The organism is Kaarinaea lacus (assembly GCF_975902315.1).
The window spans coordinates 1-2,651 of the sequence record NZ_CDLKIE010000339.1; the positions used below are offsets into that span (position 1 = coordinate 1).

Sequence of the window (2,651 nt, forward strand, 5' to 3'; positions counted from 1 at the left end):
TGAATAACTTTATCGCCGATGCATTTAATGACACATTGGCCAGCATTGCTAAAACAAATCCGATTTGGGCGAGCAGCAGTGTTATTTCCATGACCAATGGTTTCCGTTTTGATACGGTTGTACTCCCACCCAATAACCTGTTGCCTGCCGATGTTGAACCAACACCAACAGGTTCTGAATATCGCGATGGTCGTGTACAGGGTGAAGTGACGCTGCGTGATATTTATAGTTACTTCCCGGTACCACCCGCTTTAGTTGCTGCGGACTATGCAGGTATTGCCATCGAACAAAACCTGGATAGCATCCTGGCGAATGTATTTCATCCTAATCCTTATATCCAGCGTGGTGGCTGGTACTTAGGTTTATCTGCCAACATGTCGCAAAAAGTGGATGTTGAGCGTCTTCCAGGCAGTTCTTCAGGTTCACGTATCCTGGAAACCAAAATTGACGGCAGCGTGCTGGACCACAGCAAGCGTTACGTCATCGCTTCCTGCTATGGCCACACGTCAGCTATTGGCCGTTCCTGCCGTCTGGAAGGCGGAGCCAACATGGTGTTTTATGCACTGGCAGATGGTGATGACTATACAAGCGCTATCACCATGGAAGCGCCTACATCGCTGGAAGGTTTAATCAGCAACCATCCTGGTCAAGGTGGCGTGGGGAGTTTTCCTGCACCCGATAACTTCTTGCATCCTATACACGCGCTTCGCCTGTATCTGGACAAGATTGGCACTATCACTGAGGCGCAGTTTGGTGAAGGCCGTGTGGCACATGTAAACGCGAATGTTATCGATCCTGTCACCAAGACATACCAGGAAGCGGAACTACCACATTCTCATCTTCCCGGTATTGTGCAGCCCATCGATGGTATTGGGCCAAGCTGGTTGGAGCGAGGCGTGATTGTTTACACGGTAGAATAACCCACAGCGAGAGACCTGTTTTTGTGGGGTTATTAACCACGTAGGTTTCTGATCTGGGAGTTAATTGAGCGGTCGTTTGCTTGTCAGACGGCCGCTTTTTTCTTGCTCACGAATAATTTCTTATTTCACAGTAGGTTGCGAGCTACATTTGAAGCAAGATCAGGCTTAATTCAGGTTGATGTCGAGTTCAGATAATTTGAGCGATTAGCAACCAATAGAAATATTTTTTGCAGATTTTGAAAATTTGCCTGATTTTTTTCTATTTTTAATCAATTGATTATAAAGAAGAAAATATGGGCAGATGCGTAATACTCTAGCTTTAGGGCCAGTTGTCAGATATCAAAAGTGGCATTAAGCTATGTGTAGCACTTCAATAAGCGACAGTATAAATATTAACCAGATCGCTTTCGAGGATTGCAGTAACTCTTAGTTCCGAATTCGTTAGATAGCACGATGTGTCATACGAGCGGTAACAACAAAACACATCGTAATATGTTTTTCACTTTAAGAAAGCGCATTGTATGCATTAATGCAGATAAAGTGAAAAAGTTTAACAGGATTGCATTAGTAAAGGTTTAGTTTTGGGTGCTTCTTGATCTGTCATGGTTGGGAAGCAATGTAAACGGACATCCAGCGATGGATGTCCGTTTTTTTATGTTCCAAAAAAAAATAGTAAACAATAGAAACAATACCTTAATGCGAAAAAATATTAGCGAGCGTTTTATGGTAGCGAACGAAGTAAGTCAAACCTGTAACTAACTGCATGTAATAGCCATAGAAGTGACAACAAATTATTTTAAGTATTTAGTTTTCAGTTTTACTGCTTAGCGGTATTTCTGACAGCTTTATATAAGTAGGTCCTTCGCTGGATAGCTGGCTTTGAAAAAGCGTTATCCGAGTGACAGGTAGTTTGGATGAAAAGGGAATAGATTCCAGTTTGGTGCGCTTGGGAAATGATTTTTTGCAACGGCCCAATGTTAAATGGCCCTTGAACTGCCGTGTTTCAGGATCCAGGCCTGCTGCAACAGCGCATGACTCCAGTACATCGGCAACAGCAAGTAACGCATCGCTGTGCGGTACAATCGCGGCAACTACTCGTGGTTTCTTGAAATGTGGAAATAACCGTGGTTCTTTAAACATGAGTGTAAACGGTGCGCTTTTTGCCAGCTGGTTTTCGACTGACGCATTCATTGATTGAAGTATTTCTTCCGTAACATCACCCAGAAAACGTATGGTTAAGTGCAGGTTCTCATTGGCGGTCCAACGGACGTGTTCACTCCATTCATTCACTTTTAGTTGTTCCACGATATGTAGTGCTGCATTACGCACTTCATCGTTTAGCTCTATGGCATAAAACGCGCGAATTTTTTTATTCATTCGGGTCTAACTTTAATGTTATTGTTCAGGAGTTACTGCTACTGGGATATCTTACTGTGAGGCTCATTTTGGCAATCTAGCGTGGACCCAGTATAATTTCAAGCGCTTTTGGTTTTTGCAGTTTGAGCAGATAGTGGCAGGTAATCGCAGCACTTACCTGGAAGTTTTCACCTGTGAGCTGAAAGAAAGATAGTGGTGGATATTCAATCTGGGCGTTTTAAAGGAATCCGGGTTTTTATTTTGAAGTTGTGAATTAGGAGTTGTCGATGAAAGTGCAGTCAGTTATTGAAGAAAAATTGGCAAACGGTGTCGATGCGATGCACCTGGAAGTGGTGAATGAAAGTAATAACCACA

Annotated in this window: 2 protein-coding genes; one reads left to right on the top strand and one right to left on the bottom strand. The window is 43.2% G+C overall.

The window, feature by feature from the left end:
• Positions 1–920, top strand: a 920-nt coding sequence (locus ACWVCM_RS10915) for a 5'-nucleotidase C-terminal domain-containing protein (protein WP_455201784.1), incomplete at its 5' end; no start/stop codon positions are given.
• 804 nt (positions 921–1,724) lie between these two features.
• On the opposite strand, the gene thpR is transcribed toward ACWVCM_RS10915, so the two are convergent.
• On the bottom strand, positions 1,725–2,297 hold the full coding sequence (thpR, locus tag ACWVCM_RS10920) for an RNA 2',3'-cyclic phosphodiesterase (RefSeq protein WP_455201785.1): 573 nt from the start codon (positions 2,295–2,297) through the stop codon (positions 1,725–1,727).
• Positions 2,298–2,651 lie beyond the last annotated feature (354 nt).

Bases quoted from the DNA above. Each gene is read 5' to 3' on its own strand.
- thpR (WP_455201785.1), bottom strand. From the start codon at position 2,297: ATGAATAAAAAAATTCGCGCGTTTTATGCCATAGAGCTAAACGATGAA.